Genomic DNA, 26136 nt, shown 5'->3' with positions numbered 1-26136 from the left:
CGTATGAATAGAATCCTATATACATACGCATCGTATGTAAATAATCATGCACGCCGTATGTAAGGAGATTGGCCATGGTCCGCCGCACCCGCGCCGAGATGGAAGAAACCCGCGCCACGCTGTTGGCCACGGCCCGCAAGGCCTTTGGAGAGCAGGGCTACGCCGATGCCTCCATGGACGATCTCACCGCGCAGGTGGGCCTGACGCGGGGCGCGCTGTACCACCATTTCGGCGACAAGCAGGGCCTGTTGGCGGCCGTGGTCGAGCAGATCGATGCCGAGGTGGATGAACGCCTGAAGGCCATCACCGCCCATGCCCGGGATCCCTGGCAGGGCTTTCGCAGTCGCTGCCGGGCCTACCTGGAAATGGCGCTGGAGCCTGAAATCCAGCGCATCGTGCTGCGCGATGCGCGCGCGGCTTTGGGCGGAGCGCTGCCGCAATCGCAGCGCCACTGCATTGCGTCCATGCAGGCACTGATTGCGGACCTCATGGCGCAGGGCATCGTGGCCCGGGCCGATCCGCAGGCGCTGGCATCGCTGATCTACGGCAGCCTGGCCGAAGCGGCTTTCTGGATTGCCGAGGGCGAGGACGCCGACCTGCGGCTGGAGCGCGGCGCGGCGGCGCTGGACCTGCTGCTGGGCGGGCTGCTGGCCCGGCCCTGAGCGGGCCGCCTGGCCGCATTCTTGTGCACCCGCCTGCGAAATTCGGCGCACCGCCGCGCCAGCGCGGCAAATCTGCGATGCTCAGTCGCTTTTCGTTCCCGACTTGGATACAGACGGCGGGGCCTGGCGCCAGGCCCTGCGGACAACAACATGCATGTTCTCTTGGTGGAAGACAACGCGCTGGTGGCCAGCGGCGTGCGGGCCGGCCTGCAACTGCAGGGCTTTGGCGTGGATACCGTGGCCTCGGCCGGGCAGGCGGATGCTGCCATCCGTTCCTCGCATTTCGATGCCTGCGTGCTGGACCTGGGCCTGCCGGACGAGGATGGCCTCTCGCTGCTGGCGCGCTGGCGCGGCCAGGGCCTGCAGGTGCCCGTGCTGGTGCTGACGGCGCGCGATGCCGTGTCACAGCGCATCGAGGGCCTGCAGACCGGCGCCGACGATTACCTGGTCAAGCCCTTTGACCTGCACGAACTGGCGGCGCGCCTGCATGCGCTGCTGCGCCGCGCGGCCGGCCGCAGCGTGGACTGGATCGAGCTGGGCGAGGTGCGCATCAACCCCGCTGCCGGCCATATCCAGCGCCAGGGCCGCACCGTGGAGCTGTCGCGCCGCGAGTGGTCGCTGCTGCGCGCGCTGCTGCAGTCGCCGGGCCGCATCCTGAGTACCGAGCAACTGCGCGACAGCCTCTACGGCTACAGCCAGGACGTGGAGAGCAATGCCGTCAACGTGCATGTGCACCACCTGCGCCGCAAGCTGGGCCATGAACTGGTGGAGACGGTGCGCGGCGAGGGCTACCGCCTGGGCCTGCACCCATGATGCGCAGCCTGCGCGTGCGCCTGCTGGCATGTCTGTGCCTGGCGCTGTGCACGCTGTGGGGCGGGGTGGCGGCCTGGATGTTCTCGGACATGCGCAACGAGCTGCGCACCGTGCTGGATGACCGGCTGATCGCCTCGGCGCGCATGGTGGCAGGCATCGTCCACCAGTTCCGGCCTGCCCGGGAGCTGCCGCAGGACTGGAGCCCCATGCTCAACGTGATCGCGCGCGACGGCGTGGCCTGCGAGGTCAGCCTGGTGCGCGGCGAGGTCCAGCCCGTGCGGCCCGAATCGGCCCTGCCGCAGGTGCTGGCCAAGACCGAGGGCAGCCCCGTGTTCCCGCAGAGCATGCCGCTGGGCTTCTCGACCATCATCAAGGGGGGCAAGCCCTGGCGCACCTATGTGCTGGAGGACCACGGCGTGCGCATCGCCACGGCCGACCGCATCGATGTGCGCGAGGGCCTGATCCACGGCTTTGCCTACACCATCGTCCTGCCCTTCGTGCTGGCCCTGCTGGCCAGCATGGGGCTGATGTGGTGGGCCGTGACCCAGGGCCTCAGGCCGCTGGAGGCCCTGCGGCGCGAGCTGGCGCACCGCCCGCCCGGCGACGATTCGCCCGTGGCCCAGGGCCTGCAGACGCGCGAGCTGGCGCCGCTGGTGGGCACGCTCAACCAGCTGCTGCACCGCGTGCGCGCGGCCATCGACCGCGAGCGCCGCTGGAGCGACGACGCGGCCCATGAGCTGCGCACGCCGCTGACCGCCATCAAGACCCATGTGCAGGTGGCGCAGATGGCGCTGGCGGCGCCCGGCATGCCTGCCGGCCTTCTGGCCGCGCCGCCTGGTTCCATGGCGCGCGATTCGCTGGCACAGGCGGGCGAGGGCGTCGAGCACCTGCAGCACACGCTGGAGCAGTTGCTGCTGCTGGCGCGGCTGGAGCAGCATGAACCGGGCGCCGCCAATGCGCTGGCCTGCGGCGATGCGCCTGCCGATGCGCTGCAGGCGCTGGACAAGGCCTGGCAACTGGCGGTGAATGCCGTGAGCGCCGGAGCACCGGCGCCGGCGCAGCGCCAATGGTTGGACACGCACCAGCAGCCCGGCAATGGCGCCTGGCCGCTGGCCATCTCCGAGCCCCTGCTGGTCTCGGCCCTGCGCAATCTGCTGGAAAACGCCCTGCGCCATGCGCCGCAGCATGCCGTGGAACTGGCGGTGCGGCCCATTGGCGCCATGCCGGGCAAGACACAGCAGCCGGGCTCAGGCTATGTGGAGTTCACCGTGGCCGACCATGGCCCGGGGCTCAGCGCCGAGGAATGCGAAGAGGCCACGCGCCGCTTTTGGCGCAAGCGTCCCCAGGAGCATGGCAGCGGCCTGGGCCTGCCCATCGTGCAGCGCATCGCCGAATGCGCAGGCGGCTGCCTGCTGCTGCAGCCGCGCAGCCTGTGGAGGCCCGAAGAAGGCGATGCGAGCGGGCTGGTCGCACGCCTTTATCTGCCGTTGGCGGCGGGCGCCGGCGCACTGGTGCCGACGCACTGACGAGAGCGCACCGACGCCGGCGCATTAACGCCGACTTAATCTGCGCTGCGTATCGTGCCGACCTGGCTGGCCAGCCGCGCAGGCATTGCGCCGTGCGGGGGCAGCCGCAGGTATCCAGAACTGACCCTGTCCGCCGCTGCCGCGCACCTGCCGGCGCCCACGCATGGCAGGGCAACAGCCTCTTCCCACGATGAACCGCATGAACAAACAGACCCTGTCCCGGTCGTGCATCGCCATTGCTGTCGGCATCTGCATGCCGATGGGCGGCGCCTGGGCACAAGACACCTCCGCTGCGCAGGCGGCAGTGCAAGGCAACGCTGCCGCTGGCCAGAAGATCGCCCAGGCGGGCACGCCCCAGGGCGCGGCGGCCTGTGCCACCTGCCACGGCGCCAAGGGCGAGGGCATGGCGGGCTTTCCGGCCCTGGCCGGCCAGCACGCCGGCTATCTGGCGCGCCAGCTGCAGCACCTGGCCGACGGCAGCCGGCAGGCGCCCGTGATGGCGCCCATGGCCAAGGCCCTGTCGGCCCAGGACCGTGCCGACGTCTCGGCCTACTACGCCAGCCTGCCGCTTCCCATCCAGCCCGTGCGCGGCCCGCTGCCCAAGGGCAAGGACGATGACGGCGCCTGGCTGGTCGAACGTGGCCGCTGGGCCGACGGCATTCCTGCCTGCGCCCAGTGCCATGGCCCTGGCGGCGTGGGCGTGGGAGCGGACTTCCCCGCCATCGGCCACCTGACGGCCGACTACATGCAAAGCCAGGTCGCCGCCTGGAACAAGGGCCAGCGCGAGGCCGGCCCCCTGGGCCTGATGGGCAAGATCGCCCGCAAGCTCACGCCCGAAGACATCCAGGCGGTGGCGTCCTACTACGCCCGCCTGCATGGCGCGGGCACAGCCACCGCAGCCACGGCCTCCGCGCCGGCCAAACCCTGATGGACCGGGAGCCGATCATGTCCGACACACCACGCAATCCCGCCCCCGGCAGTTCCAACACCGCCGAATACATCGTCGTTGCCTGCCTGTTCGCCGGTCTGGCGGGCACACTTGCCTATGGCATGTACGTCAGCCGTCCTGCCCGGCCCGACGTGCCGGTCAACGTGGCCGCCGCACCCGCCGCACCCGCTGCTGTCCCCGCAAAGCCCGATGCCCAGCCCGTTCAGGGGGCTGCCGACGGCGCAGCCTTCACGCCGCCCGGTGCCCGCGACATTCCGGACACCCCCATGGGCGAGTGGATCCGCCGTGGCGAGGCCATCTTCCTGCGCACGCCGGCCAACGCCGTGGGCTTTTCGGGCAACACCCTCAACTGCGTGAACTGCCACCTGGACGCAGGCCGGCTCAAGGGCGCCGCACCCATGTGGGGTGCCTACCCGCTGTACCCGGCCTACCGCAAGAAGACCAACCACGTGGACACCTTCGCCGAGCGCGTGCGCGGCTGCTTCATGTACAGCATGAACGGCAAGGCGCCCGACGACGGCCATGACATCCTTGTGGCGCTGGAGGCTTATGCCTACTGGATGGCGCAGAAGGCGCCCACGGGCGAGAAGCTGCCGGGCGCGGGCTTCACCAAGGTGGGCAAGGCCGCGCAGGAGCCCAGCTTCGAGCGCGGCGCCAAGGTCTACGAGGCCAAGTGCGCGCTGTGCCACGGCCCTCAGGGCCAGGGCCAGGAAGTAGGCGGCGTGACCGTGTTCCCGCCTCTGTGGGGCAAGCAGTCCTACAACTGGGGCGCGGGCACGCACGAAGTGGACAAGGCCGCCAGCTTCATCAAGGGCAACATGCCCTACGGCAACCCCACGCTGGATGACCAGGAGGCCTGGGACGTGGCCACCTACATCAACAGCATGGAGCGCCCCCAGGACCCGCGCTTCACCGGCAACGTGGCCGACACGCGCAAGCAGTTCCACGACAACCCGTACTCGCTGTACGGCACCGAGGTCAACGGGCGGCTGCTCAAGGGTCTTTGAGCGGATCGGACAGGCAACGGCAGGCCGGGCGCAGGCCTGCGTTGCTGCAAGGGACAGGGCGCTGACGGCCGCCCTGCAAGCGCATCTGCGCCGGTGCGGCCTTTGCACCAGGCGGCGTACGGTCATCGGTTTGACGGCCGGCATTTCATGATTTAATAAGAATCATTCTCACTGATTTGCCGACGCATCCGGCTTGCACCGCAGCACACCGCCTTGCCGGCAAGCCCGGCCCGTGCCGCACGCGGCCATGCGCACAGGCCTTCGCGCGACCGCCGCGCGATGCTCAGGTTTGCCGAGGAAACCATGACCCAGACCTTGGACGACATTCAGCAGCTGGCGCACGAGCACCAGGTGCTGCTGCGTGGCTACGGCCACGCCCAGTTGCGCAGCAGCGAGCTGCTGTGCCTTCAAGCCCAGGAAATAGAGAGGCTGCAAAGGCTGGTGATCCGCCAGCGCGCGGCCTTGATGGCCAAGGAAACCCAGCTGCTGTGGGCGCGCGAGGAGCGCGAGGCGCTGGAGAAGGCCATTCCCGGCCTCTCGCGCCGCGTCACGCTGGCGCGGCGCGTGGAGTCGCTGCTGGTGCGCGTGCAGGACCTGTTGCGCGAGCGCGCACGCTGGCAGCGCCAATCGGCCGCGCCCCTGGCGCAGCCCGCCGTGCCTGCAGCGGGCGCGCATGCGCGGGAGCCCGAACAGGACGCCGAGGCCTTCGAGGCCAGCCTGCGCGAGGCCGACCTGGTGATCTGCCAGACCGGCTGCCTGAGCCACGGCGAGTACTGGCGCGTGCAGGACCATTGCCAGCGCACGGGCAAGACCTGCGTGCTGGTGGAGCAGCCCGATGCGCTGCGCATCGTCCGCATACACCGGGGCGCCGACGGCGGCGACAACCCCGCCATGACGCTGAGCCACGGAGACACGACCGCATGACACGCAGCAAGATGCCCCTGAGCCCGGGTGGCGAACCCGAACTGCGCAGCGTGGGCCTGAAGGCCACGCTGCCGCGCATGCAGGTGCTGGAAATCTTCAGGCAGAGCGCATCGCGCCACCTGCATGCCGAGGACGTGTTCCGCCTGCTGGCCGAGCGGCGTGCCGAAGTGGGCCTGGCCACCATCTACCGCGTGCTGTCCCAGCTGGAGGCGGCGGGCCTGCTGCTGCGCCAGACCTTTGAAAGCGGCAAGGCCGTCTTCGAGCTCAACGAGGGCCCGCACCATGACCACCTGATCTGCCTGCAGTGCGGACGCGTGGATGAATTCAGCAACGACCACATCGAGGCACTGCAGCACCAGGTGGCCCAGGCCCACGGCTACCGCCTGGCCGACCACCGCCTCGCCCTGTACGGCCATTGCAGCGCGTGCTCGCAGCTGCCACCCGAATCACCGGCACAGCCCGAGCAGGCAAGACAGCCTGCGCTGCAGGACAACGAATGAGCACCAACGACAGATCCCTGACCCCCGAGCAGCGCGTCGCCCTGGACCTGCTGATGTCGCGCCAGTCGCGCTGGCCGCTGCAGGACCCGGCGCCGGGCGCAGACGTGATCGACACCGTCATCGATGCTGCACTGCGCGCCCCCGACCACGGGCAGCTGCGGCCCTGGCGCTTCGTGCTGGTGCAGGGCGATGCGCGCCATGCGCTGGGCGAGGTGTTCGTGCAGGCCGCCAGGGCGCGCGACCCGCAGGCCGACGCCGAGAGATTCCGCGCCAAGGCCTTGTCCGCCCCGCTGATCATTGCGCTGGGCGTGCACCTGCAGCCCGAGCACAAGGTGCCAGAGAGCGAGCAACTGCTGGCTGGTGGCGCTGCCGCCATGAACATGCTCAACGCCCTGCACATCCTGGGCTTTGGCGGCTTCTGGGCCAGCGGCGCCAACAGCCACGATGCGCGCGTGCGCGAGGCCCTGGGATTCGAGCCCCATGACCGGCTCGTCGGCCTGCTGTATGTGGGCACGCCCGTCTCGGCCGGCCGCGAAGCCCTGCGGCCGCCGCGCAACCGCTTTGTGCGCGAATGGCAGCCCGGGCAAGACCTGGTGCAAGGCCTGGCCCTGGCCCTGTCTTCCAGCGCGGACGACGAAGGCTGATCCTGCTTCCTTGAAGCAAAGATGCCCGGCTTGACCGGGCATCTTTCGTTGCGGCTGCGCAATCGGCCTAAGCCGCCGTCTCGACCGACTTCAGCTGGTAGATGGCATAGAAGTGCACGCCAAAGGTCCAGCGGAATGCCGGCCCCACTAGCGAGTAGGGCGGGCCGTAGCCTTCCATCACCTGGTGCGCGGCCACCAGCTGCAGGCGGGGATGGGCTTGCGCCAGATCGGCCTCGCGGCGCAGGCCCCAATGGAACTGGGCCTGGGTGAGCCGGACCGAAGGGTGCTGGCTTGCGCGCCCGGCCGCCAGCCAGCACATGGCGTCGAACACCAGCTCCGAGCCCGGCGGGCTGCGTTGCGCAAACGTGGTCCACAGCGCCTGCATCTGCTCTGGCTGCAGGTACATGGAAACGCCCTCGGCCATCATGAACACCGCAGGCCCGGACCTGTCGGCCGGCAGTCCCAGCCGCTGCCACCAGTCGGCATCGGCCAGGTCGAATTCGCGGATCTCCTGGCGCTCCGATTGCCGGGGCAGCAGCTGCCTGCGCAGCGCGGTCACCGGTCCCAGGTCCGCATCCGTCATGTGCATCTGCCCGTTGTCCAGCCATTGGAAATAGTCGCTGAGGCCGCAGCCCAGGTTCACCACATGGCCCTGCGGCTGGCGCTGCAAGAAGTCCTGCGCCAGCGCGCGAAAGCAGTGCGTGCGCGCCAGCACGCCGTAGATGCTTTGCCGGTCCTGCAGCCACCGGCTGCCGTCGTCGCCCAGCTGGGTCAGGGTGTCCAAGGCGTGGGCGTCGCTGACGGCCATGCCGGGAAACAGCCGCTCGCCCAGGGCGCGTGCGGCCAGTGGAATGCGCAAGGTCTCGCTGACATCGGACAGTTTTTCCTGGCGTGGCGAGGAGGGCTGCGCGTCGGGCAAGGCCGTTGCGGCCGTCGGGGCAAGAGATTCGGGCATGGCGGGCTCCTGTGCGTTGCCGGCCGGGGCGGGCGGCATCCACCTTCCATGAATTGCTTCAAGGGCTGATACCCATATTAGGGCCTGTTCGCACGAATGCAGGCAACCCGAAGGGAAGCTGCCTGCCATCAATCCTTGTTCACCTTGTGGTCCTCGCCCTTGGCCTGTTCCATGGCCTCTGGCTCCAGCTCCTCGGCGGAGCGGTTGAGGTGGATGAAGGCACCCCAGCCCAGCAGCAGGACACCCACGGCGCTGACCAGGGCGGCGGGATAGAGCAGGTGGGCCGGCTCTTCCTGCGTCTTGAAGGCAGCGACCAGGGCTTCGACGGCCAGGGCCACGACCAGCACCACCAGAAAGCGCGAGAGAAACCGGCGCACGCGCGTGGGGCCGCTGATATGGGCCTCGCGTATGACCTCCTCTTCGGTGATGGTCTGGGCGATCTGCAGCGCGACCACGCCCGAGGCCAGAATGCCCAGCGCCTCGACGATGCGCAGGCCCGAATCGCCATCCACGCCATGCGCCATGGCGTTCCAGCCCTTGAGGCCTGCAATCCACAGCAGGGCGATGGCCGCCAGCGAAAACAGCAGGGCGATGAGCGCGTGCACGACGGTGAAAAGGGTATGGAGTGCTTTCATGGCAAAGGGCGGAGAGTGGGCCGTGGCGCATGTTTCCACGGCGCCGGCGCGCCGCTTGTAGGAAACGGCGAACAGCCGTGGACAGTGGCAGGCAGCGGTGGGCAGGCGCGGTGCCTGCCCGCGGGTGCGGCGCATGGATAAAATCCCCGGACCATGTCCAGATGGTTCATCGTGGCTTTTTCCCTGCACTTCGTCGTCAGCGTGGCCTTGTCCACGCTGGGGCTTGTGCCATGGCGGGCCCTGCCGGGGGCCGCTTGCGAGCCGGCCGGCGCCGCCTGCGCCAGCGTGCAGCGCACGGCAGCGCCGCTGGTGGACACGGCCTCCCTGCTCGATGACTTCGACCATGCGCTGATGGACGATCAGCAGGACCTCCCCGATGTCATGCATGCCGTCGATGGCGCGGATGCCCCCCGGCTGCAGGCCGATCGCCATGTCGCCAGCAGCCTTCGCGAAGGACCGTGGCGCAGCCTGGCCCCGCCCGACCGGCCTCCCCGGGCGGCCTGATCCCCTTTGCGACCTGCCGGGGCCGTTGGCTCCGCCGGGTCGGCGCATGCGGCATCCACGCCGTTCGCCGGGTCCTGTCCGGCATGCCCCGTCTGCGGGGCTGGCCTATCGCTTCCAATCTCTCCGGACCCAGCGCAGCATGGGCCCTTTTTGCCGCAGCGGCGGCTCCCGGTTCCCAGAACAAGCATCATGGAAATTGCCATTCTTTTTGCGCTGATCCTGCTCAATGGCGTCTTCGCCATGTCCGAGATCGCGCTGGTGACGGCGCGCAAGGCTCGCCTGCAAAAACTCATAGACGAGGGCGATGCCGGCGCCGCCGCAGCCGCCCAGCTGGGGGCCGACCCCACGCGTTTCCTGTCCACCATCCAGATCGGCATCACCTCCATCGGCGTGCTCAACGGTATCGTCGGCGAGGCCGCGCTGGCCGCTCCCCTGGCCGAGTGGCTGCAGCGCCTGGGCGTGCCCGCGCCCTATGGCGGCTACACGGCCACGGCGCTGGTGGTGGTGCTGATCACCTATTTCTCCATCGTCGTCGGCGAGCTGGTGCCCAAGCGCATCGGCCAGACCTATCCCGAGACCTTTGCGCGCCTGATCGCACGCCCAGTCAACTGGCTGGCCCATCTGACCAAGCCCTTCGTGGTGCTGCTGTCCGTGTCCACCCATGCGCTGCTGCGCCTGCTGGGCGTCAAGGAAAACAGCGGCAGCGCCGTCACGGAGGAAGAGATCCACGCCATGCTGGCCGAAGGCACGACGGCCGGCGTCATCGAATCGCACGAGCACACCATGGTGCGCAACGTGTTCCGCCTTGACGACCGCCAGATCGGCTCGCTGATGGTGCCGCGCAGCGACGTGGTCTGCCTGGATGCCGATGCGCCATTCGAGGACAACCTGCGCGTGATCGAGCAGTCCGACCATGCGCGCTTTCCCGTGGTGCGCGGCGGCATGGACTCCATCATCGGCGTGCTCAACGCGCGCCAGTGGCTGTCGCGCGCGCTGCAGGGCAAGGATCAGGGCCTGACCGACCAGCCCATGCAGACCGCGCTCTATGTGCCCGAGACCATCACCGGCATGGAGCTGCTGGAGAGCTTTCGGCTGTCCGACGTGCACATGGCCTTCGTGATCGACGAGTACGGCGAGGTCCAGGGCATCGTCACCCTGCAGGACCTGGTGGAGGCCATCACGGGCGAATTCCAGCCCCGCGATCCGCGCAACTCCTGGGCGCTGCAGCGCGAGGACGGCAGCTGGCTGCTGGACGGCCACATCCCCGTGCCCGAGCTCAAGGACCGGCTGGAGCTGGCCACCGTGCCCGAGGAGGAGCGCGGCCGCTACCACACGCTGGCCGGCATGGTCATGCTGCTCACGGGCCGGCTGCCGCGTGTCACCGACACCGTGCAATGGGAAGGCTGGCGCTTCGAGGTGGTGGACATGGACGGCAAGGCCATCGACAAGGTGCTGGCCATGCGCGTGGACGTGTCGCTGCAGGTGCCCGGCGACGAAGACGCAGGAGCAGCCCATGCACCGCGTTGAACGACGGGCACCGCGCTGCGCCTGGAAACTGCTGGCATGCGCGGCGGCCGTGGTCTTCATGGCCGCCTGCCTGGACGGCGTGCAGGGCTACCCGCAGCAGCAGGCGCCCATCATCAGCCCCTACGACATGACGCAGGAGCAGCGGCTTGCCGAAATGAACGCCATGGGCGCGGCCGGCCATGCCGACCACCGCTGGACCTACGAACTTCGCCCCGGCTGCGTGCTGCGCGTGGACCTGGACGGCCCGCAGGGCCCCAGGCCTTCGCATGACATCGCCCTGCTGGGCAGCGTGGTGGCCGTCACGGCCCAGCGTGAACGCGGCAGTTTCCGCGTGGAGTTGCAGCCCGGCGACGGCCTGCAGTCGGCACGGTCCCTGGTGCTGGAAAGCACCAAATGGGCCGACGCCAGCTGGACCCAGCTGCTGCTGCGCCTGATGCAAAAGGGTTGCATGGAAATGCAGGGCCGCCCGCACGGCAGGACCGCCAGCCGGCACTGAGAGACAGCGCACAACGGCACGGATCGGCATGCATCGGCAGGGACCGGCAGGCCAGGCAAGCGTGGCTTGCCCGGTCCCGCAAATGTGAGGGGCGGAAACGACAAGCGGCACCGAAGTGCCGCCGGGTAGGGCGCGGGGCGCAAGGTCCCGGGCCAAGGCAGATCGCCGGCTTACTTGGCCAGCGTCAGCGTGCCCTTCATCAGCGCGGAATGGCCGGGGAAGGAGCAAAAGTAGCTGTAGGCCTCGCCCGCCTTCAGGGCGGCGGTGGAGAAGGCCACGGAGTCGGTCTCGCCGCCGCCGATCACCTTGGTGTGGGCGATCACGCGGGCGTCCTTGTCCTTCACGAAGTCCTTGGCGGCGCCGGCGGCGATGCCGTCATTGGCCACGGGCTGCAGGTCGGCCGTCTTGCTCAGTACCCAGTTGTGGCCCATGGCCGTCTTGGGCAGCTTGCCCACGTGCTTGAGCTTGACCGTGAACTGCTTGCAGCTGGCGGGCACGCTGATGGTGGGCTTGTTGAACTGCATGGCGTCATTGCCTTCGATCTCGACGGCGCAGTCGGCGGCCAGCACAGGTGCGGCGACGGCAGTCATTGCGAGGGCCAAGAGGACGGGTTTCCATTGCATTGCCATTGTTTTCTCCTTGAAAAGCGGGTGAGGTGGCTGGCATCCGGTGGCCATGGACCGGCAGGCGGTCTGTCGCCATGGATGCTTTGTATGGCTGCCTCCAGCATAGACAGGATGGGGGAGGGCGGGTTGATTTGAATCAAGTCAAAACAGTTCGAAGACCTGCGCTCCAAGCATGCGGTATGGCGTCACGCCGGCAGGGTATGCGCGGTGGCTGTCGCCGGGAATCACTTGCCGTCCGTCGTCTTTTGGCGACGGGCAACCCCACAGCTCGCATGCCTCTACTCACCTCAGTCACATTTGGGTACGATTGCGGAGCATAGAGGGGGTTTATGAGAGTGATAGTTTTCATAGGTGCTGTCATTGGCGCCATCTTTCTGCTGACGGCGTTCTTCGTCGACAGCTCCCAGCAACAGACGGCGCTGGCGGGCATGGCCTGTGCCAGCGTCCTCATTCCGTACGTGCTGTTCAGGTTGCACTCGATCGCCGTCGAGCAGGACAAGCTCGATCAGATCCTGCAGCTGATGCGAAAGTCCGGCAGCCAGCCCGAAGGGGTGGCTCCGGGCGGCGAGGGGTCCCGTGAGCCGGGTGGCCCCTCGGCGCCCAGGTCCTGGATGTCCTGAGGCACGGGGCGGCAGCCAAGGCAGGTCCGGCAGGCCAGGCAGGTCTGGCAGGCCTCAGGCGAACTGCACGACCACGCGCCGGTTGGTGCGGCTTTTCTTCTCGATCTTGGTGACGGCCACCGTGCCGATCTCGGCCGTGCTGCGCACATGCGTGCCGCCGCAGGGCTGGCGGTCCAGGCCGGGGATGTCGATGATGCGGATCGTCGCCGTGCCGCCCGGGGGCGCCGCGCCTGCGGTGCGTACCAGGTCGGGCTGGGCGGCCAATTGCTCGGGCGTGATGCGGTCCACGTTCACGGCATGGCTGTCGGCGATCAGGGCGTTCAGGCGCTCCGTCAGATCGGCCTTGTCCAGCGTGGATTCAGGCAGGTCGAAATCCAGGCGTGCCGAGTCCGGCGAGATGCTGCAGCCCGTCACGGGCACGGGCACCAGCACGCCCAGCAGGTGCAGGCAGGTGTGCAGGCGCATCAGACGGTGGCGCCTGTCCCAGTCGATGGCTACCTGCACGCGCTCACCGACCTGGGGCGGCGCATCGGTCTGCAGCACATGCAGGATGCGCTGGCGGTCATCGGCATAGACGGTGTCGATGACCGCCAGGCTGCGTCCGTCGGCCAGGATCAGCGTGCCGGTGTCTCCGGCCTGGCCGCCGCTGCGGGCATAGCAGACCGTGGCATCCAGCTCGATGCCTTCGGGGCTGACCGCGATCACGGTGGCTTCGCAGCGGTCCAGGTAGGCGTCGTCGTCAAAGAGCTTGTGCGTCTGGGACAGGGGCATGGGCATGGGCATGGGCATGGGGTGTCTCCGGGGTCATGTCGCGGTCCATGGTATCGGCGGCATGGCGGGGCCGGGCAGTACGCCTGGGCGAAAAGTCCCCAGTACAGTCCATTGCCCGCAGCGGTGGCAGTCGGCTGCTTGACAGCCTGTCAAGTGCCCGGGTCCGCGACCTGACAAGATCGGCGCCCGCGCCGCGCGCGTGCCGCTGAACAATGGCGCATTCCTTGCCGACGGCGCTACAGATTTTTCCGAAGCTGACGACATACGCAGGGCATGAATCTGTGAGTTTTCCGAGGAACTGTCCGAATGGATCAAGAACCTTTGCGTCCATCCCGTGCAGGCTCCACCCCCGTCTCCATCCCGGCAGGCCCCGGTTTGCGGCTGTCCACATTGTTCATCTCCTCATCTTTATGAGCACTACCGATCTTCACGCAGCTTCCCTGAGCGATCTCTATGACCGGCTGGACGAAGGCCTCAGCGAAGAGGCCTTTGCCGCCGAACTTGATGCCCGGCTTCATGACGGGCGGGCCGATGAGGTGCAGGTTTTCCTGCGTGATTGCGAGGAGCGCTGCCTTTACATGCTGGGGCGCCTGAACAGCAGCGAATCGCCCTGGACACATGACGGTGAGCGCTGGCTGGCCCTGGCACGGCTCACGGTGCCGCGCGGCCATGCGCCGGCAGGGCTCAGCGAGAAGCTGACCAATGCCAAGGTGGCCGCCGAAGTGCGCGTGATGGCCGAGCAATGGCTGGCCCATGCCCGCAGCGCGGATCTGCCGGTCTTCAAAGGCATAGGCATGGTGCTGGGCAACCTGGTGCCCTGGCTCTGCTATCCAGGCATGCCCTACGAGGAAGTGACGGCCACGCTGGACTGGACGCTGGCGCTGCGCAAGGAAGGTGAGTACAAGCCCGACACCGAGTACCACGCGCCCTGGAAGCGGCTGATCGCCCAGCTGAACGATGCCGACCTGCAGCGCTACGCCGCCGTGGGCGGCAAGCTGTTCGCCGACGTGATAGTGCACTACCGCGAAGAGCGCCAACCCAAGCAGCCCAAGGGGCAGGGCTGGAAGTCCTGGATGGGCTTCTTTGCCGCGCATCCCGAGCTGTATGACCAGACCTACATAGGCGATCCGGACCTGATAGAGCAGCGCTGGGCCAGCGCAGATGCCCCACGGCGTGAGGAACTGGCGGGCACCCTGATGGGCCAATTGGGCCATGCCCAGGGCGGGGAGCGTACCCGTGCGCTGCAGCTGCTGGACCGCCTGGTGGCCGAGGATCCCGCGCCCTTTGCCAGGCAGCTGCGTGAGAACGGCGGCTATCGGATCAGCCTGGCGCTGGCCATGCATGTCATGAAGCAGGACGATGCCGCCTTGCTGCCCCTGCTGCTGCCGGCCATTGCCCAGCACTGCGACCGCGAGGACGAGCTGCGCCGCTACCGCAGCGCGATCCGCGAACTGGTGACCCGCCGCCCGGCCGATCTGGCCGAGGTGCCTGTCAAGGACCTGGTCAATGTGCTGCCCGCGTTCGACACCGCCAGCCTGAAGGCCACGCTGCCCACCCTGACCCCGCTCATCGCAGGCAGCAGCGCCAAGGGCCTGCGCGCCGCCATGGCCGGCCTGGCCGCCCATATTCCGCTGGCCAGCTTGGTGGATGCCGGCTGGCTGAACAAGCCGCCCAAGAACCTGCTGTTGACCTGCCGCGACGTGCTGCTGGCCCACCCCGACCCCGCCGTCGGTCCCTTGCTGGCGCAGTTGCTGGCCGGCGGCAAGCTGGATGCGGCCTCGGCCAGCAGCGTGCAGCAGCGGCTGAACCAATTGGGCCTGACCGGGCAGGGCGCCTCGGCATCGGAAGAAAGCCAGGCGGATGCCGCATCGCCAGCGTCTGCCGCTGGCGGCGTGGACCTGGAAGCCCAGATCGCCTCCATCAAGCGCCTGAGCGCGGCCATCAAGCCCTTCGACACGCCCGAGCTGCTGGCGCTGTGCGCGCCGCTGTCCGAGCACGCGGCCCGCGTGCTGCTGCACGTATCCGCCATTGCCGAAGGCGGCCTGCCGCCGCTGGCCCACGAGCTGCTGGCGCGCATTCCGGCCGACAACCGTGCCCGCCTGGCGCTGGCCCTGGTGCAGCAATGGATTGCTTCCGAGGGCGAACCCAAGCAGCGCTGGGCGCTCAGGCTGCTGCCCGGCCATGCCGATGACCGCGTGGTCGATGCGCTGGTGGCCGCCGTCCAGGCCTGGAACCGCCCGCGCCTGCAGCGCGCGGCCGCCGCTGTCGAGCATCTGGGCGAGGTGGACAGCCTCTACGCTCTGCTGCGCGTGCAGGAGATCTCCGAATCGCGCTCGCTCAAGGACCAGGTGCAGCGCACGGCGCGCAGCGCCCTGCGCGCTGCCGCTGCCCGCCGCAAGATGAGCGTGCCCGAGCTCTTCGACGAGCTGACCCCCGACTTCGGCCTGGGCCAGGGCCTGACGGTCACGGTCGGGCCGCACAGCTACCGCGTGGAGCTGCAGGGCGATCTGAGCCTGCGCGTCATCAACGACAAAAACAAGGCCAGCAAGACCATTCCTGCGGTCAAGGACGAGGCGCTCAAGCCCGAATGGGAGGCGGCCACCGCGCAGCTCAAGACCCTGGCCACCAGCCTCAAGACCGTGGTCAAGCAGCAGGCGCCGCGCATGCTGGCGGCCCTGGTCAGCGGCAAGCGCTGGCCATTGGATCGCTGGCAGCGGCTGTTCGTGGCCCACCCGCTGCTGCGCATCGTGGGGCGCAGCCTGATCTGGCGCGCAGAGGATGCGCCGGGCCTGGCGCGCACCAGCTTCCGCCTGGCCGAGGATTTCTCGCTGGTCGATGTGGAGGATGAAACCGTGGCCCTGCCCGCTGGCTGCAGCATCAGCCTCTGGCACCCGGCTACGGCCCAGCCCGGCGAGCGCGAGGCCTGGCAGGCCTACATGGCCGACTATGAGCTGGAGCCCCTGGTCGACCAGCTGGGCGCCTGCGCCGAGCAGCCCGCGCCAAGCCAGTTCAGGAACGGCATGCTGCTGCCGCCCGCGCCGATCACGCTGGCGCAGGAGCAGCTCGGCGCCATGCTCAAGAAGTTCGGCTACCGGCCCGGCCCCGTGGGCGATGGCCCCAGCATCAACGAGCATGTGTGGCGCCTGCCCGCGCTGGAGCTGAGCCTGGAGCTGTCGCACGGCTATTTCCCGCCCTACCTGGACCTGGGCCTGCCCGTGGCCGTGGAAGGCCTGCGCGTGCACGACCTGAGCAAGGGTTACGGGGCCAGCGCCGACCCGGCGCGGCTGCCCAAGCCGCTGCTGGCCACGCTGCAAGGCCAGTGGCTGGCCCTGGCGGCCAAGGCGGCTGCCTGAGCCCTTGTCTTTGTGAACCTTTGCTCCCTTGAAACGTTGGCCGGCCGATCGCCCATCACCGAAGACTCCACAGACCATGAGCAACAACGAGACAGCAGCGCTTCCCCTGCAGGCTTTGTACGAACTGCACACGGCCGCGCCGGCCGGGCGCGAGGGCATGCCGGCCTTTGCCGCCGAACTGGCAAAGCGCCTGGCCCAGGGGCGCGATGCCGAGGTGGCGGACTTCCTGCGCGACAGCAGCAGCCTGTGCCAGGAGCGGTTGCGCCAGCTGCCCGGCGAGCATGCGCCCTGGCAGCGTGACCACGCGCTGTGGCTGGCGCTGGCGCGCATCAGCCTTCCGCTGGGACAGTTCTATGGGGGCAACCCGGGCGTGCCCCGGCGCAGTGCCGAGCTGACCGCAGAGCTGACGGCACTGGCCCGCGCCTGGCTGGATGACTGGGGCAGCCGCACCCACCAGCCCTGGAGACTGCGCGATGGCTACGACCTCGTGCTCAGGCAGGTGTTTGGCGTGCTGGGCCATGAAGGCATGTCCAGTGCCGATATCACCGGCCTGCTGCGCTGGGCGCGGGAACTGAGCGCAAAGGCCGGCATTGCGCCCGGCGCGCAGTACTACTGCCAGTGGCAGCACCTGCTGCACCAGCTGCCCGAGCCCGAACTGCTGGCCATGGCCATCGAGGACGGCGGCGGCCAGCTCAGCCGCGACATCGTCCAACGCCAGCTGCCGCTGCAGCGCACGCGGCCTGCAGCGCAGCGCTGGGCGCTGTGGCGGGATTTTTTTGCGCAATTCCCCGCCGTGCTTGACCAGCTGCGCCTGCCCGAGCCCGTGCTGATCGCATCGCGCTGGGAGACGGCCGATGCCGCGCGCCGCGACCTGCTGGCCCAGGACCTGTTCAAGGCCTTGTGCTTTGCCTCGGACGATGACTGGCCGCATGACCGTGCCCTGGTGGAGCGCATGCTGCAGACCGACGCTGCGCCCCTGGCCGCCTGGTTCAAGCAACTGGGCCACCTGGCGATCAATCCCGCCGTGGCGCAGCGGCTGTGGGAAGCCCGGTGGCCGGCCCTGCTGCCGCTGCTATTGCCGGCCTGCGCAGACGGCTGCAAGCACGAATCCGACCGCGCCGGCTACGCCCCGGTGGCCGAAACCTTGCTGGCCGATCGCCCTGGCGACCTGGCCCGGCTGGCCGCCAGCCCGCTCACGCACCTGCTGCCCGCGCTGCGCGTGGACACGCTGCAGCGGCTGCTGCCGCAACTGGGCAAGGCCGCCTCCGGCAGTGCCTCCAAGGGTTTGCGTGCGGCGCTGGCACAGGCGCTGTCTGCCTTGCCCGTGGATGCGCCCCAGGCCGCCGGCTGGCTGGCCAAGCCCAACAAGAACCTGGTGCTGGCCTACCGCGATGTGCTGTTGGCCCATCCTGATCCGGCGTCTGGCAGCCTGCTGTCGGCACTGCTGTCCGGTGGATTGCTGGACGTGGCCGAGCAAGGCCCGGTGCAGGCGCGACTGAAGGATCTGGGTGCCGCAGCCCCGGTTGCGGACGCAGCCGGGTCACCTGGCGGCGAGGCCGTGCCTGCGGGCAGCGATGCCGGCTCCCTGGCAGAGCTTGAAGCCCAGGCCGCCAGCCTGCAGCGCCTGTCGCCCGCCATTGCCGCGCTGGACCAGCCGGCGCTGCTGGACCTGCTCGCGCCCCTGTCGGCCCAGGCCGCGCGTGCGCTGCTGCACCTGGCGGCCTCCAGCCCGCAGGAGCTGCCTGCGCTGGCCCACCAGCTGCTGGCCCAGGCCGGCGCGGAGAACCGTGCGCGGCTGGCGCTGGCCCTGGTCCAGCACTGGGTGGCTGCCGATGGAGCGCCCGAATCGCGCTGGGTGCTCAAGCTGCTGCCCGGCGCGGCGGACGACCGCATCGTCGATGTGCTGTCCTCGGCCGCCCTGGCCTGGCACAAGACGCGCAAGGAGCGCGCCGTGGTCGCGCTGCAGCAGTTGGGCCGGCTCGACACGGTCTATGCCCTGTCCTGCGTGCAGGCCCTGGCCACCGGCAAGACCCTCAAGCCCAGCGTGCTGGCCGCCGCGCAGGCCGTGCTGGCCGAGGCCGCCACGCGGCGCGGCATGGCGCTGGCCGACCTCGGCGACGAGCTGACCCCGGACTTCGACCTGGGCCGGGGCGTGCAATTGCAGGTGGGCGCGCAGACCTATGAAGTGCTGCTGCAGGGCGACCTGTCGCTGCGCCTGCGCACGCCGGCCGGCAAGCTGGTGCGCAGCCTGCCGGCCCTGGCCGACGAGGGCCTGCGCACGGAGTGGGATGCGGCCGCCGCGCGGCTCAAGACGCTGTCCAAGGGCATCAAGGCCGTGCTGCAGCAGCAGGCGCCGCGCCTGCAGTCCTGCCTGATGCTGGGCCGGCACTGGCCGCTGGACACCTGGCGCCGCCTCTTCCTGGAGCACCCGCTGCTGCGCGTGGTAGCACAGGGCCTGGTCTGGCGGGTGGAGCCCGCAGCCGGCCAGCCGTTCAGCCTGCGCATTGCCGAGGACCTGTCCCTGGTCGATGCCGAGAGCGACGCGGTGCAACTGCCGGCCGAGGGCCGCATCGCCCTGTGGCACCCCGCGCAGGCCACCGAACAGGAGCATGCACAGTGGCGCGAATGCCTGGCCGACTACGGCCTCAAGGCCCTGATCGAGCAGGTCGATGCGCCCGCCGACCTGCCGCTGGCCAGCCAGTGGCAGCAGGAACTGCTGCAGCCCCTGGCACCGATACGGCTCACGCAGCAGGCGCTGGACGGCCTGGCAGGGCCATGGCGCTTTCATGCCGGCCCCGTGTGCGATGGCCCCGGCATCTACCTGCACCTGCGGGACTTTGCCGTGCAGCACTGGCGCGTGGAACTGCTGCACAGCGCGGCCATGCCGTACTACGAGCCCGGCCATGAGATCGACATCGAAGGCTTTGCCCTGCGCGACATGGCCGCCGACCGCCTGCTGCCCCCGGCCGAATGGCCGCTGCCGCTGCAGGCATCGCTGTGCGCCATGCTCCAGGCCCTGGCCTCGCGTGCTGCGGGCGCGGCTGCAGCCCAGGTTTGACTCCCTCCAGAACCCCTGAATCCATGAACTCTTCGACCCTAGAACACACCGACCAGGCCACGCTCGAGGAACTGAGCGCCTCGCTGCCACCCGCCGAACTGGTCCAGGTGCTGGCCAGCCGCATGCGCGCGGGCCGGCATGACGAAGTGGGCGCCTTCACGCGCAAGGCCTTCGACGACTATTCCAACCCCATCCGCGCCCTGGGCAACTTCGATCTGCCCTGGACCCATGACCATGACCTGTGGCTGGCCTTCGCGCGGCAGACCATCCCCTTCGGACGCAGGATCGACGGCAGCCTGGACGGCGACATTCCACGCCACAGCCCCGAGCTTGCGGCCGAGTTCGAGCAGATGGCGCGCGCCAGCCTGGCCCGTCCACCTGCGCCGGACGGCGACAACGACTACCGTGAAATCCGCATCCTGGACATGTTCGGCTGGCTCTGGTACCCGGGCATCAGCCGTGAACGGGTGATGCAGCTGCTGGACTGGGCCGCAGAGCTGAACGTCCAGTCCGGTGGCGGGTATGACAGAGCCGACTGGAAGCTGCTGCTGGGCAGCCTGGACGACCAGGACCTGATGGAGCTGGCCGAGCGCGGCGGCGCGCTCTATGCCGACATCCGCGATGTCTACATGACGCGGCACAGCGACGTTCCGCACCCGCAGCGCTGCGCGCCCTGGTACGACTTCTACCGCCGCCATCCCGACTGGTTCGACGACAAGCCCATCAACGAAGACCCGGGCCTGATCGCGCTGCGCTGGGACCTGGGCGCCGATGCCCAGCGGCGCCTGGAACTGGTCAACCTGCTGCTGGGCAGGGCGGACCATGAGCCGGCCGACTACTTCATCCCCATTTTCGACCGCCTGGTGCGGGAGGATTCCGCGCCCTTCGTCGCCTGGATCGAAGGATGGCAGCCCAAGTACCACTTCGATGCGGTGGTCGCCCAGCAGATCTGGAAGGCACGCTACCCGGAGCTTTTGCCCCATCTGCTGCGCTGCATATTGCAGAAATCGCGGATCGAGCCCTTCATCGGCCTGCTCAACCAGATGCTGGCCGAGCAGCCCGACTACCTGCGCGAGATTCCCACCGTGCGCCTGGCCCCGCTGCTGGCGCAGCTGGACCCGGCCATGCTGCATGCCCGGCTGCCCCTGCTGGGCGAACTGCTGGCTGCCAGCAGCTCGCGGGCGCTGCGCGAAGCGGTGGCGCGCTTCATGCAGGGACTGGATGCGCACGCCGTAGGCGCTGTCTTCGAGTCCAACGCCTGGCTGCAGCGGCGCGAGAAGGCGATGCAGCTGGCCTGCCGCGACATCCTGCTGGTCCACCCCGATCCCGGGGTCGCGCCGCTGCTGCAGGCGCTGCTGCGCACGGGCCTGGACCTGGGCTCCGAAAGCATGGTCGAGGGCCGGCTGCTGGCCCTGGGTGTGCCAGTGCCGGGTGCTTTGACCGTGGCGCAGGGGGAGGGGGGCAGGGTGCCGCTTGACGCACTGGAGGCCCGCGTGGCGCGCTTCAAGCGCTTTTCCAGCAGCATCAAGGCCTATGACCAGCCAGAGACCCTGGCCCTGTTCGCGCCGCTGTCCGGGCATGCGGCCCGCATCGTGCTGCATCTGGTGGCCACGGCCGAGGAAGAGCTGCCGCCGCTGGTGGAGCAGTTGCTGGCCCATGTGCCGGCCGAAAGCCGCGCCCAGCTGTCCCTGCACCTGGTCAATGCCTGGGTGGCCCTGGAGGGCGAGCCCAAGGCGCGCTGGGCGCTGCGACTGGCCAACGGCCATGTCGACGACCGCCTGGTGCAGACCCTGGTGGCCGCCGTGAAGGCCTGGGGCTGGAGCAAGAAGCTGCGCGCCATCATCGCCGTGGAGCAGCTCGGTGCGCTGGACACGCTGTACGCGCTGTCCCAGGTTCAGACCCTGTCCAGCTCGCGCAAGCTCAAGGACCTGGTGATTGCGGCAGCGCATGACGCGCTGGAGGCAGCCGCCCAGCGGCGCGGCCTGAGCCTGATCGAGCTGTATGACGAGCTGACGCCCGATTTCGGCCTGGGCGGCGAAGGCCTGGTGCTGGAGGTGGGCCCGCAGCGCTACCGCCTGCAGCTGCAGGGCGACCTGAGCCTGCGCGTGGTGAGCGACAAGGGCAAGGCCTCCAAGACCCTGCCTGCGCTCAAGGACGAATCGCTGCGCCTTCAGTGGAATGCGGCACAGGCCGAATTCAAGACCGTTGCCGCTGGCGTCAAGGCCATCGCCAGGCAGCAGGCGCCGCGCATGGGTACCGCCTTCATGACGGGACAGCGCTGGTCCGTCCCGCGCTGGCGCCGCCTGTTCCTGCAGCATCCCCTGCTGCGCATCATGGGCCGCACCCTGATCTGGCGGCTGGAGCAGGGCGCCAGCTTTCGCATTGCCGAGGACTTTTCCCTGCTCGATGCCGCAGACGATGCCGTGGAGTTGCCCGACGATGCGCAGGTGCTGCTCTGGCATCCGGTCGATGCCGCAGCGGGCGAGGTTGAGGCCTGGCGCACCTGCCTGGCCGACTACGAGCTGCAGCCGCTGATCGACCAACTGGGCGCGGGTGCGCAACTGCCCGACGCCAGCCAGTGGAAGAACCATGCCCTGCACCCTGCCGGCCCGCTGCAGATACGCCAGGGCGCGCTGTCCGGCCTGTTGGCCAAGTGGAACTACCGCCCTGGCCCCGTGGAAGACGGCCCCGGCATCTACGAGCACAGGCTGGACCTGGCGGGCCCGCAGCTGTACATCGAGCTTCACCACGGGCGCTACATGCCGTTCATGGAACTGGACCACCGCGTGGACATCGCCCACGCCGTGGTCTATGACAGCAGCCACCGCGGCGAGGATGGCCGCTGGCCTCGGCTGCAGCCGCAGCAGTGGCCGCGCGCGCTGCAGGCCACGCTGATGGCGCAGTTCGCGGCCATCGCCGCCAAATCGGCCAGCACCAAAGAGAGCGACTGATGGCCACCAAACGCATTGCAGCGCCCACCCCGGAACCTGCCGCCCAGCGGCTGCCGGCCGAGATGGCCCACGCCCAGGAACTTGCGGCCCTGCAGGCCGCCGACCAGGGCCCGCGCCCCGACGGCTGGCGCCTGAGCCCGCGCTCCGTTCGGCGCTTCATCCTGGGCGGTGCGGAACCTGACGGCGGCGGGCCGGCCATCGCGCGCAAGATCCACGGCAACGATGCCCTGGTCGAACGCGCCATCGTCACCCTGGCCGGCCAGCGCGGCCTAATGCTGGTGGGCGAGCCGGGCACGGCCAAGTCCCTGCTGTCCGAGCTGCTGGCCGCCGCCATCAGCGGCGACAGCAAGCTCACCGTGCAGGGCGGTGCCGGCGTGGTGGAGGAGCAGATCCGCTATGGCTGGAACTACGCCCTGCTGCTGCGTGACGGCCCCGGCCCCGAGGCCCTGGTGCCCGGCCCGCTGCACCGCGCCATGGGCGAAGGGCGGCTGCTGCGTTTCGAGGAAATCACGCGCTGCTCCACCGAAGTGCAGGACTGCATGGTGCCCGTGCTCTCCGACCGGCTGCTGCAGATTCCCGAACTCAAGCACGAGCAGCCCTGGCTGCTGGCACGGCCGGGCTTCAATGTGATTGCCACGGCCAACCTGCGCGATCGCGGCGTCAACGAGATGTCGGCCGCGCTCAAGCGCCGCTTCAACTTCGAGACCATGCGCCCGCTCGAAGGCGTGGCCGCGCAGGCCGCATTGATAGGGCAGGAGGTGGGCCGCGCACTGGCGCAGCAGCGCATCGGCACCACCGTCGCGCCCGATGTGCTGGCCCTGCTGGCCACGGCCTTCCAGGAGCTGCGCATCGGCAGCGTGGAGGGCACGGCCGTGGAGCGGCCGGGCACCGTGCTGTCCACGGCCGAGGCCATCGACGTGGCCTTCAACGCCGCCTGCCAGTGCTGGTACTTCGGGCAGGAGCGCGTGGGTCCGGCCCACCTGGCGCGCCACCTGCTGGGCACGGTGATCAAGGACGACGACGAGGACCGCCGCCGCTTCGCCGAATACCTGCGCGTGGTGGCACGCCAGCGTGCAGGGCAGCCGGCTTGGCAGGACTTTGTCGCAGGCGGCCGTGAGCACTGACGCTGCCGCGTGGCTGGCGCCGCTGCCGCAGCTGCGCCTGGTGCCCGTGCGCCACCACAGCCCGCGCTGCGCCCATCACCTGCGCGCGCTGATGCGCGAGTTCAAGCCCAGCCACGTGCTGATCGAAGGCCCGGGCGAACTCGATGCCCTGCTGCCTGCGCTGCAGCACGCCCAGGCGCGTCCGCCGCTGGCGGCCTACCTGCATGCGACCGTGGCAGGCGGCGATGGCGCACATGAAACGAATGGCTCGAATGGCGCTTTGGAGGACGACTGGCGCTGCCGCTGCTATGTGCCCTTTGCGGCCTTCTCTCCTGAATGGGTGGCCCTGCGCGAGGCGGTGCGGCTGCGCAGCCATGTGCGCTTCATCGACCTGCCCTATGCGGCGCGGCTGGCCCAGGCCGCGCAGCTGGACTACTTCGCCTGCGCGCCCGAACCCCTGCTGGCCGACGAGCCCTCGCGGCGCGCGCCCGACGTGCTGGCTGGCCTCATCCAGGCCGGCGGCTGCCGCGACTTCGACGAATGGTGGGACCGGCATTACGAATCGGGCAATGAGGACGCCTCGCCCCAGGCGTACTTTGCCGGCGTGCTGGCCTTCAGCCAGCTGCTGCGCGAGCGGGACGAGGCAGCGGGCGGCGCGGGTCCTGATGCCGAAGACAGGGCTCGCGAGGCCCACATGGCCGCCCAGGTCCGCGAGGCCCTGGCCGAAGGCGGGCGCTGCCTGGTGGTCTGCGGCGGCTTTCATGTGGCGGGCATCGTGGCTGGCATCACCGCTGGCCTGTCGGCGCCCGAGCGTCCGGCTGCGGCCGGTCAGCCCATCGATGTGGGCGTGCATCTCATCCCCTACACGCTGCAGCGGCTGGAGCGTGCCAGCGGCTACGCGGCCGGCATGCCCATGCCCGGCTACTACCAGGGCGTTTGGCAGGCGCTGGAGCAGGGCGCCTCGCAACCCGATGCCCAGGCCTGGCCCGAGATGGCGGCACGCACCGTGAACGGCCTGCGTGCCCGGGGCCTGCCCGCCAGCCTGCCCGACGCGGCAGAGGCCGTGCGCCTGGCCCATGGCCTGGCTGCACTGCGCGCCTGCCACGGCGGCCGGGCCGAGCTGCTGGAAGCGCTGGACAGCGCCGTGTTCAAGGAGCATGCCCAGGCCCTGCGTCCGCAGCCTATGGTGCAGCAGACCGGGCAGCAGACCGGGCAGCAGACTGGTCAATGGCTGCTGGACGCCGACGACTACGGCCAGCTGCCACCCAACGCGCCGGCCGCCCCGCTGCTGGTCGATGTACAGGCCTTCTGCCTGCGCCACCGCCTGCCCGTGCGGCCTGCCGCACCCGTGCGCAAGGAGCTGGACATCTACCGCAGCGCCCGTCACCGCCGCCTGTCGCAGGGACTGCACCGGCTGCGCTACCTGGGCGTGCCCTATGCGCAATGCCTGGCGGGACCGGACTTTGTGGCGGGCACCGGCCTGGCGCGCGTGCGCGAGGTCTGGACGCTGGGCTGGCAGGTCGAGACCACGGTGGCACTCACCGAGGCCATGCGCCACGGCTCCAGCCTGCAAGAGGCCGCTGTCCACCGCGTGCTGGAGCGGCTGTCGCAGACCGCCGACACCGAGCCGGCGCAGCGCGTGCTGGAAGTGCTGGTCATGGGCCTGGACGGCATTGCCCAGCAGGTGCTGGACACCGTGCAGGCCTGGATGGAGCGCAGCCACGACGCCCTGGCCCTGGCCCGCGCCACCGGCTGCCTGGCCCTTGCCTACGAGGCCCGCCATGCGCTGGGCGGCGTGGGCCTGGCGCGCCTGCTGCCGCTGCTGCGGCGCTGCTTTGCCCAGGCTTGCCTGCGCCTGCCCTGGCTGGGCGAGGGCGATGCCGTCCAGCAGGTGCAGGCCCTGGATGCCCTGGCCGATCTGCACGGCATGGTCTGCCGCGCCGTGCCCTGGGCCGACGCCGGCCTGTTCCACGATGCCTGTGCCGCCTTGCATGAGGCAGGCGCCGACAGCACGCCCGCGCGCGTGCGCGGCGCCACCGCCGGCATCCTGAGCATGGCCGGCCGCTGGCAGATTGCGCAGACCGATGCCGCCCTGCGCGCCATGCTGGGCCTGGCGCAGGTCGATGCTGCCGCCATGGGCGAGTACCTGCAGGGCTTTGTGCGCGTGGCCAAGGGCTGGCTGCTCAGTCATCCGCCGCTGCTGCGCCTGCTCAGCGACGGCATTGCGCACTGGCCGCAAGACGCCTTCCTGGCCGGCCTGCCGGCCTTGCGGCTGGCCTTTGCCCAGCTGACCCGTGCCGAACTGCGACAGCTGGCCGGGCGGCTGGCGGGTCTGTCGGGCGCGGCCACGCCACCCGGCGCAACCACGCTGGGCCCGGTGCACCTGCCATCGGACGAGGCCCTGGCACACAGCCGCGCCCTGGCGGCCCAGGTGGGCCGGCTGCTGCAACCCTGGGGACTGTCATGAGCCGGAAAGATCCGCCAATGCACGAACTGCCAATGCACGAGCCGC

General features: G+C 69.6%; 21 protein-coding genes. 17 read left to right on the top strand and 4 right to left on the bottom strand.

What is annotated here, in order from left to right; all coding sequences use genetic code 11:
- Positions 1–74 precede the first annotated feature (74 nt).
- From ACF8O7_RS23515 to ACF8O7_RS23480, 8 genes are all read left to right on the top strand, one after another.
- The gene (locus ACF8O7_RS23515) at positions 75–662 is read left to right on the top strand and encodes a TetR/AcrR family transcriptional regulator (RefSeq protein ID WP_016446229.1); all 588 of its coding nucleotides are present in this window, start codon (positions 75–77) and stop codon (positions 660–662) included.
- Positions 663–812: 150 nt separating this feature from the next.
- On the top strand, positions 813–1475 hold the full coding sequence (locus ACF8O7_RS23510; protein ID WP_012206042.1) for a response regulator transcription factor: 663 nt from the start codon (positions 813–815) through the stop codon (positions 1473–1475).
- Entirely contained in the window at positions 1472–3001 is a 1530-nt protein-coding gene (locus ACF8O7_RS23505; RefSeq protein ID WP_126311482.1) for an ATP-binding protein, read from the top strand. Before ACF8O7_RS23510 ends, ACF8O7_RS23505 begins: the two co-directional genes overlap by 4 nt.
- Before the next feature lie 190 nt (positions 3002–3191).
- Positions 3192–3929, top strand: coding sequence for a c-type cytochrome (locus ACF8O7_RS23500; protein WP_016446227.1), 738 nt, complete (start codon positions 3192–3194; stop codon positions 3927–3929).
- 17 nt (positions 3930–3946) lie between these two features.
- The gene (locus ACF8O7_RS23495; protein ID WP_026061998.1) at positions 3947–4957 is read left to right on the top strand and encodes a c-type cytochrome; all 1011 of its coding nucleotides are present in this window, start codon (positions 3947–3949) and stop codon (positions 4955–4957) included.
- Positions 4958–5260: 303 nt separating this feature from the next.
- A complete protein-coding gene (locus tag ACF8O7_RS23490; RefSeq protein WP_016446225.1) occupies positions 5261–5881 on the top strand; it encodes a DUF2325 domain-containing protein in 621 nt (206 codons plus the stop codon).
- Positions 5878–6381, top strand: coding sequence for a ferric iron uptake transcriptional regulator (fur, locus tag ACF8O7_RS23485; RefSeq protein WP_047327410.1), 504 nt, complete (start codon positions 5878–5880; stop codon positions 6379–6381). The genes ACF8O7_RS23490 and fur overlap by 4 nt, the downstream gene beginning before the upstream one ends.
- The gene (locus ACF8O7_RS23480; protein WP_126311480.1) at positions 6378–7025 is read left to right on the top strand and encodes a nitroreductase; all 648 of its coding nucleotides are present in this window, start codon (positions 6378–6380) and stop codon (positions 7023–7025) included. Before fur ends, ACF8O7_RS23480 begins: the two co-directional genes overlap by 4 nt.
- A gap of 67 nt (positions 7026–7092) precedes the next feature.
- On the opposite strand, the gene ACF8O7_RS23475 is transcribed toward ACF8O7_RS23480, so the two are convergent.
- Both ACF8O7_RS23475 and ACF8O7_RS23470 read right to left on the bottom strand, forming a co-directional pair.
- Positions 7093–7980: a class I SAM-dependent methyltransferase gene (locus ACF8O7_RS23475; protein WP_016446222.1), complete on the bottom strand. Its 888-nt coding sequence runs from the start codon at positions 7978–7980 to the stop codon at positions 7093–7095.
- Between the two features lie 128 nt (positions 7981–8108).
- Positions 8109–8615 (bottom strand): hypothetical protein, encoded by a 507-nt coding sequence (locus tag ACF8O7_RS23470; protein WP_026061999.1) that lies wholly within the window; start codon positions 8613–8615, stop codon positions 8109–8111.
- Between the two features lie 153 nt (positions 8616–8768).
- Between ACF8O7_RS23470 and ACF8O7_RS23465 the strand changes: the two genes are divergently transcribed.
- The 3 genes from ACF8O7_RS23465 (at position 8769) to ACF8O7_RS23455 (ending at position 11142) form a co-directional block, all read left to right on the top strand.
- Positions 8769–9119, top strand: coding sequence for a hypothetical protein (locus ACF8O7_RS23465; RefSeq protein WP_126311479.1), 351 nt, complete (start codon positions 8769–8771; stop codon positions 9117–9119).
- A gap of 189 nt (positions 9120–9308) precedes the next feature.
- Entirely contained in the window at positions 9309–10646 is a 1338-nt protein-coding gene (locus tag ACF8O7_RS23460) for a hemolysin family protein (RefSeq protein ID WP_016446219.1), read from the top strand.
- A complete protein-coding gene (locus ACF8O7_RS23455) occupies positions 10633–11142 on the top strand; it encodes a hypothetical protein (protein WP_126311478.1) in 510 nt (169 codons plus the stop codon). The genes ACF8O7_RS23460 and ACF8O7_RS23455 overlap by 14 nt, the downstream gene beginning before the upstream one ends.
- 170 nt (positions 11143–11312) lie before the next feature.
- Here the strand turns inward: ACF8O7_RS23455 and azu are convergent, their stop codons facing one another.
- Entirely contained in the window at positions 11313–11771 is a 459-nt protein-coding gene (gene azu, locus ACF8O7_RS23450) for an azurin (protein ID WP_126311477.1), read from the bottom strand.
- Positions 11772–12097: 326 nt separating this feature from the next.
- On the opposite strand from azu, the gene ACF8O7_RS23445 reads away from it, so the two are divergent.
- Positions 12098–12388 carry a hypothetical protein gene (locus tag ACF8O7_RS23445; RefSeq protein ID WP_034365997.1) on the top strand — a complete coding sequence of 97 codons (291 nt, stop codon included), beginning with the start codon at positions 12098–12100 and terminating at the stop codon, positions 12386–12388.
- 54 nt (positions 12389–12442) lie between these two features.
- Here the strand turns inward: ACF8O7_RS23445 and ACF8O7_RS23440 are convergent, their stop codons facing one another.
- Positions 12443–13165 carry an alanyl-tRNA editing protein gene (locus ACF8O7_RS23440; protein WP_017403871.1) on the bottom strand — a complete coding sequence of 241 codons (723 nt, stop codon included), beginning with the start codon at positions 13163–13165 and terminating at the stop codon, positions 12443–12445.
- Between the two features lie 404 nt (positions 13166–13569).
- Between ACF8O7_RS23440 and ACF8O7_RS23435 the strand changes: the two genes are divergently transcribed.
- The 5 genes from ACF8O7_RS23435 (at position 13570) to ACF8O7_RS23415 (ending at position 26091) form a co-directional block, all read left to right on the top strand.
- Entirely contained in the window at positions 13570–16512 is a 2943-nt protein-coding gene (locus tag ACF8O7_RS23435; RefSeq protein WP_126311476.1) for a DUF4132 domain-containing protein, read from the top strand.
- A gap of 76 nt (positions 16513–16588) precedes the next feature.
- Positions 16589–19570 carry a DUF4132 domain-containing protein gene (locus ACF8O7_RS23430; RefSeq protein WP_252652483.1) on the top strand — a complete coding sequence of 994 codons (2982 nt, stop codon included), beginning with the start codon at positions 16589–16591 and terminating at the stop codon, positions 19568–19570.
- A 23-nt stretch (positions 19571–19593) separates the two neighbouring features.
- On the top strand, positions 19594–22521 hold the full coding sequence (locus ACF8O7_RS23425; protein WP_252652482.1) for a DUF4132 domain-containing protein: 2928 nt from the start codon (positions 19594–19596) through the stop codon (positions 22519–22521).
- Positions 22521–23645: an AAA family ATPase gene (locus ACF8O7_RS23420; RefSeq protein ID WP_126311473.1), complete on the top strand. Its 1125-nt coding sequence runs from the start codon at positions 22521–22523 to the stop codon at positions 23643–23645. Before ACF8O7_RS23425 ends, ACF8O7_RS23420 begins: the two co-directional genes overlap by 1 nt.
- The gene (locus tag ACF8O7_RS23415) at positions 23635–26091 is read left to right on the top strand and encodes a DUF5682 family protein (RefSeq protein ID WP_126311472.1); all 2457 of its coding nucleotides are present in this window, start codon (positions 23635–23637) and stop codon (positions 26089–26091) included. Before ACF8O7_RS23420 ends, ACF8O7_RS23415 begins: the two co-directional genes overlap by 11 nt.
- Positions 26092–26136: the final 45 nt, after the last annotated feature.

Origin of the sequence: Delftia sp. WSY_16 (genome assembly GCF_043104415.1) — a bacterium.
GTDB classification, from domain to species: domain Bacteria; phylum Pseudomonadota; class Gammaproteobacteria; order Burkholderiales; family Burkholderiaceae_C; genus Comamonas; species Comamonas tsuruhatensis.
The sequence above is the reverse complement of the archived record's forward strand: the minus strand, read 5'-3'. Positions and strand labels throughout refer to the sequence as shown.